We start from the raw sequence: 5,490 nt of genomic DNA, 5'->3' as shown, positions 1-5,490 counted from the left end.
TGGTAGCCCGTAGGGGAATCGAACCCCTCTTTCCAGGTTGAAAACCTGGCGTCCTAACCGATAGACGAACGGGCCACGCTAGCTTGTGGGGGGCCTTTTACGGTTTCACTCTGACCCCCGCAAGCCGAAAAACGCAGGGTTGTGAAAGTTTTTTGCGGTGGCGAATGCGGCCTTAGATCGCTTCGGCGGCATCTTCCAATCTGAGTTGTACGGTTTGCCGTCCACCCCATGTGTTTACCTCAAGTCGTCCGGCGAAATGAAAGCGCGCGCCGCCGTGATTGGTCAGCCGTTCCCCCATTGGTCCGTCAAAGGCGCCAAACGCAATGGCATCCAACCCGGCACCCACCCCGTCCGATAGCGACAGCTTCAGATGGGAGTCGCCGACCCGCTTGGCAAAGCGCACCTGTAAGTCCGGAAAGGCATACCGCGGAGCCGGAGCACTGGCGCCGAAAGGCCCTGCTTTTTCAATCTGTTCAATCAGATCGACAGTGGCCGCGCCGGGCATAAGTGCGCCTTCCAGTTTCAGGTCAGCAGGGCCGGTTTGACCTGCCCCTTGTTTTGCCAGCAATTCGCTGAGCCGTTCCATCGCCGGTTCCAGCTGATCACGCATGACCGTCAGGCCAGCCGCCATCTTGTGGCCGCCGCCCTTGACCAACAGACCTTCCGCAGCCAGCCGCTGAATCGAAGCGCCCAGATCGACACCGCTCACGGATCGGCCCGATCCTTTGCCCTCATCCCCGTCCAGACCGATGACGATGGCCGGGCGGTTTGCGGTTTCTTTGAGGCGCGACGCGACGATGCCGACAACGCCCGGATGCCAGCCTTCCTCGGCCGCCCAGACCAAGGGCGCATCAAGGCCGCGTTCTTCGGCCTGTTCCATGGCGGCTGCCCGAACCGCATTTTCAATATCGCGCCGCTCGGTGTTCAACTCGTCCAGCCGTTGGGACAGAGCCTCTGCTTCATGGGTTGAATCGGTGCTGAGCAGCCGGGCACCCAGATCGGCCTGGCCGATCCGGCCCCCTGCGTTGACGCGCGGGCCCAGCATGAACCCCAGATGATAGCTGTTGGGCGCGGAATCCATCCGCGCCACATCCGACAGCGCCACCAGACCCGGTCTTTGTCGTTGCGCCATGACCTTCAGCCCCTGACGCACGAGCGCACGGTTTGCACCGATCAACGGGGCCACATCCGCCACTGTGGCCAGCGCCACAAGATCCAGCATGGCAATCAGGTCAGGCCCTTTTGCACCCGCTTCGCGCAATTGCCGTCCGGCCTCGACCAGCATCAGGAACACGACGGCGGCGGCACAAAAATAGCCAAGATCGCCGCTTTCGTCCTGTCTGTTCGGGTTCACCACGGCCACGCAATCGGGCAAAGTTTCACCACCAAGGTGGTGGTCCAGGACGATGACATCGGCCCCCTTTGCGGCGGCGATGGGTTCATGGCTGAGGGTTCCGCAATCGACGCAGATAATCAGGTCATGCGCGGCGGCCAGTTCCTGCATCGCCGGGACATTGGGGCCATAGCCCTCATCAATCCGGTCAGGCACATAGAGCGTCGCCTGCAGGCCCATCTGACGCAACCACGTGAGTAGCAGAGCAGCCGAGCTGCCGCCATCCACGTCATAATCGGCAAAGATCGCAATGCGCTGCTTTAGACGGACCGCAGTCAGAAATCGCGTTGCAGCGGTTTCCATGTCTTTCATCGCGCGCGGATCGGGCAACAGCTCTTTCAGCTTGGGTTCTAGAAATCCCGGAGCTTCCATTGCTGGAACACCGCGCCGGGCCAGAACCTGACAGACGGCCCGAGGCAATCCGGCTTGTTGTACCAGCATCTCGGTCGCGCGCTCTACATCCGCCGAGGGGCCGACCCATCGACGTGCAGACAGTGAATGTTCAACCCCAAGAAAGCTCATGTCCTGCCCCTGATGTGCCAAGGCCGGACCCTCGCGGACCCGGCCTTATCATTTCTATGGATAGCCCTGCACGATGGTCAGGCGCAAGAACTTAGCCGTCGCTATGCGACCACGTCGGCGTGCGGTAGGACATGCGCCGAACCGACCCGGTTTTCGACCGCATCAGCAGAGTGGTGGTTTCAACCCAGCCCGGCTCGCGCTTGATACGCGGCAGCAAAGAGCCGCCGGTGACGCCGGTTGCGGCAAAGATCACATCGGCGGTTACCATCTCATCGCGCGAATAGATGCGGTCCAGATCGGTGATGCCCGCTTTGGCTGCGCGGCCGCGTTCGTCATCATTGCGGAACAGCAGGCGACCAAAGATCTGCCCGCCCATACATTTCAGCGCTGCGGCGGCCAGAACACCTTCGGGTGCGCCGCCTTGGCCCATATACATGTCGATCCCGGTGACTTCGCTTTCGGCGCAGTGCATGACGCCAGCAACATCACCATCGGTGATCAGGCGGATAGATGCACCGGTTTCGCGAACTTCGGCAATCATAGCCTCATGCCGAGGGCGTTCCAGAATGCAGACGGTAATGTCGGCAGGCTCGCAATCCTTGGCCTTGGCCAGCGCTTCGACACGCTCGCGCGGGCTCATGTCCAGGCTGACAACGCCTTCGGGGAAGCCCGGGCCAACGGCCAGTTTGTCCATATAGACGTCCGGCGCATGCAGCATTGATCCGCGCGGACCCATCGCAATGACAGTCAACGCGTTGGGCATGTCCTTGGCGGTCAGCGTGGTGCCTTCCAGCGGGTCCAGCGCGATGTCGACGCCGGGACCATTGCCGGACCCGACCTCTTCGCCAATGTACAGCATCGGCGCTTCGTCGCGCTCGCCTTCACCGATCACGACAACACCGGCGATATCCAGCAGGTTCAACTGTTCGCGCATGGCATTCACAGCAGCCTGGTCAGCGGCCTTTTCATCGCCCCGTCCAACCAGCGACGCCGAAGCAAGCGCAGCCTGTTCCGCAACCCGCGCCAGGCCCAGAGACAACAGGCGGTCATTGAAATCGATCTTGGCAGCACTCATTTTCACTATCCTCAGGTCAGTATCGGCGTCTTGTCCGGCATAGCCTGCGTATCGTGCAGGCCGCAAGGGTCAAACCTCTTCAATCCGCAAAGCAACCGGTGTGCCCGAAACAACATCGGTCTCGTGCAGGCCCAGCAAGGCGACATCCAGCGTGGCTCGGGTGGTTTTGTGGGTAACTATCAGAACCGGCGCGGTGCTTTCCGCATGAGCGTATTGGCGCATGCGATCAATCGAGACCCCGGCATCGCCCAGGATGGCCGCAATTTTGGCCAAGGCGCCGGGTTTGTCCAGCAGACCCAGACGCAGATAATAGGGGGCAGGGCGACCAGTCAGCGCTGGCACTGCGTCCTGCAAAGAACTGGCAGGGCGGCCGAAGGTCGGAATCTGAAGCCCACGTGCCAGATCGCAGACATCGCCCATCACCGCGCTGGCCGTTGGACCCTCGCCTGCTCCGGGGCCACGCAGAACAACCTGCTCGACCGCGTCGCCTTCGATCACCACCATATTGGTGCCGCCTTCAAGCTGGCCCAGGGGCGAGTCACTGGGCACCAGACACGGCTGCATCCGCTGTTCAAGCCCCCGTGCCGTGCGCTGAGCCACGCCCAACAGTTTGATCCGGTATCCCATGTCATGGGCCTGGTCGATGTCATCCAGACTGATCTGCTGAATGCCTTCGATCTCGATCCCGTCGAAATTCGGTTTGGTGCCGAATGCGATTGAGGCAAGCAGCGCCAGTTTATGGGCGGCGTCTATCCCGCCCACATCCAGATTTGGATCGGCTTCAAGGTAACCCAGCTGCGCGCATTCGTCGAACAGGGCGTTATATCCCTGCCGCTGCGATTGCATCCGGGTCAGGATATAGTTGCAGGTGCCGTTCATCACTCCCATGACGCGGGTGATTTCGTTGCCCGCAAGTCCTTCGGTCAGGGATTTGATCACTGGAATGCCGCCAGCCACGGCCGCTTCGAAGCGGATCACACGGCCCGCGGCTTCGGCCATTTCGGCCAGTTCCTGACCGTGAATGGCCAACAGGGCCTTGTTGGCGGTGACGACATCCTTACCACTGGCTAGCGCCGCTTCGACCGAGGCTTTGGCAGGTCCGTTTTCCCCGCCCATCAGTTCAACAAAAACATCAATATCGTCGCGCTGCGCCAAAGCGACAGGGTCAGTTTCCCAGGCATAATCCGACAGGTTCACACCGCGATCCTTGCCAGCGTCACGCGCGGAAACCGCTGTGATCTGGATGGGACGACCCGTTCGTGCCTGCAGCAGGTCGGCATGGCGGCGCACGATCCTGACGACACCCACACCAACAGTTCCCAAGCCCGCAATTCCAAGCCGCAGCGCCTGTGTCATCCTGTGGGTTCCTTTCCGCTCGATAATCCTAATCTGGGGTGTTTCCCCGTTCCCGCTGCCTTAGCGGGTTCGGCGCCGAGGCGCAATCCGCGACACCCATGCCGGGCCACAGAAAACCTGAGGATTAATTGGTCTGAGCGTTTTGCAATGCCGTTGCCTTTTTCTTCAACGCCTTGCTGCGGTCGGTCAATTCACTTTCGACCTCTGCCGCTTCGTACAGCGGGTCAACAGGCACAGCGAAAACATCTGCCAGTGGGGTTAATTTGGGGTAGGGGGCCGATTGCACATTTGGCCCTTCGCGGTCTTTCAGCTCGGGAAAATTGGTGCATCCCAGGCAGAGCAAAACTAGGGGCAGAAGAAGAAGGGGCTTCATGATGAAACCTTATTGTGGCAACTGGCATCGGTGATGCACTTTTTGTCCGGTCGTTTCAAGCGGGCTTCTATCTGAACATCCGTTCAGATATGGTGGATACATGGCACGTACACAAGGCTCACACTCGGACATTACCGGCCCGCGTATCCGGCAGGCAGCGCTTCGGCTTTTCGCGCGCCATGGGTATGCTGCTGTTTCCATGCGGAAAATTGCGAGCGAGGTTGGGGTGCAGGCCGGGGCATTGTACAATTACACCCCGGATAAGCAGAGCCTTCTGTTCCGTTTGATGCGCGACCATATGCAGGATTTGTTGTCCGCCTATGGCGAGCAAAAGCAAACTGGCGATCCGCAGGTTGCTTTGCGTCGGTTTGTCGGATTTCATATCCGGTTCCACCTGCAGCGCCCTGACGAGGTATTCATCGCCTATATGGAACTTCGGAACCTCACGCCCGAAAACTTCGCCGAAATAGAGGATCTGCGCCGCAAGTATGAAGACGGGCTTGAAGCCATTTTGCGCGAAGGTCAGCGGGCGGGTATCTTTGCGGTCGCGGATACGAAGATTGCAACATTGGCGGTCATCGCCATGCTGAACGGCGTCATGACGTGGTATCGCGCCGGTGGGCGGCTTTCGCTGGACGAGGTTGAAGCCGTCTATTGGGACATGGTCCGAAAGGCGATGACTGCTTGAGGGGCAGTCAATGTGCCGGCCGAATAAACGTCCCGTTGCGCAATTCGCGAAAAGCCTGTTCCAGCTCGGTCCGGGTGTTCATG

Annotated in this window: 5 protein-coding genes and 1 tRNA gene; 1 reads left to right on the top strand and 5 read right to left on the bottom strand. The window is 60.2% G+C overall.

Going from position 1 to position 5,490, the window contains the following annotated elements; translation table 11 throughout:
- From AC2FJ5_RS21210 to AC2FJ5_RS21190, 5 genes are all read right to left on the bottom strand, one after another.
- Positions 1-75: transfer RNA gene (locus AC2FJ5_RS21210), tRNA-Glu, on the bottom strand.
- Between the two features lie 97 nt (positions 76-172).
- Positions 173-1,915, bottom strand: coding sequence for a single-stranded-DNA-specific exonuclease RecJ (gene recJ, locus AC2FJ5_RS21205; protein WP_496794505.1), 1,743 nt, complete (start codon positions 1,913-1,915; stop codon positions 173-175).
- A 91-nt stretch (positions 1,916-2,006) separates the two neighbouring features.
- A complete protein-coding gene (gene glpX, locus AC2FJ5_RS21200; RefSeq protein WP_271946243.1) occupies positions 2,007-2,990 on the bottom strand; it encodes a class II fructose-bisphosphatase in 984 nt (327 codons plus the stop codon).
- 69 nt (positions 2,991-3,059) lie between these two features.
- A complete protein-coding gene (locus tag AC2FJ5_RS21195) occupies positions 3,060-4,346 on the bottom strand; it encodes a homoserine dehydrogenase (protein WP_282027476.1) in 1,287 nt (428 codons plus the stop codon).
- Positions 4,347-4,470: 124 nt separating this feature from the next.
- Positions 4,471-4,719, bottom strand: coding sequence for a hypothetical protein (locus AC2FJ5_RS21190; protein ID WP_142634680.1), 249 nt, complete (start codon positions 4,717-4,719; stop codon positions 4,471-4,473).
- A gap of 100 nt (positions 4,720-4,819) precedes the next feature.
- Here AC2FJ5_RS21190 and AC2FJ5_RS21185 point away from each other — a divergent pair, with 100 nt between their 5' ends.
- Positions 4,820-5,407 carry a TetR/AcrR family transcriptional regulator gene (locus AC2FJ5_RS21185; protein WP_496794504.1) on the top strand — a complete coding sequence of 196 codons (588 nt, stop codon included), beginning with the start codon at positions 4,820-4,822 and terminating at the stop codon, positions 5,405-5,407.
- Positions 5,408-5,490 lie beyond the last annotated feature (83 nt).

Source organism: Ruegeria sp. CDSA221 (genome assembly GCF_059611825.1).
Note: the sequence above shows the minus strand (reverse complement) of the source record. Positions and strands in the feature narration are given on the sequence as shown.

Bases quoted from the DNA above. Each gene is read 5' to 3' on its own strand.
- recJ (WP_496794505.1), bottom strand. From the start codon at position 1,915: ATGAGCTTTCTTGGGGTTGAACATTCACTGTCTGCACGTCGATGGGTC.
- glpX (WP_271946243.1), bottom strand. From the start codon at position 2,990: ATGAGTGCTGCCAAGATCGATTTCAATGACCGCCTGTTGTCTCTGGGC.
- AC2FJ5_RS21195 (WP_282027476.1), bottom strand. From the start codon at position 4,346: ATGACACAGGCGCTGCGGCTTGGAATTGCGGGCTTGGGAACTGTTGGT.
- AC2FJ5_RS21190 (WP_142634680.1), bottom strand. From the start codon at position 4,719: ATGAAGCCCCTTCTTCTTCTGCCCCTAGTTTTGCTCTGCCTGGGATGC.
- AC2FJ5_RS21185 (WP_496794504.1), top strand. From the start codon at position 4,820: ATGGCACGTACACAAGGCTCACACTCGGACATTACCGGCCCGCGTATC.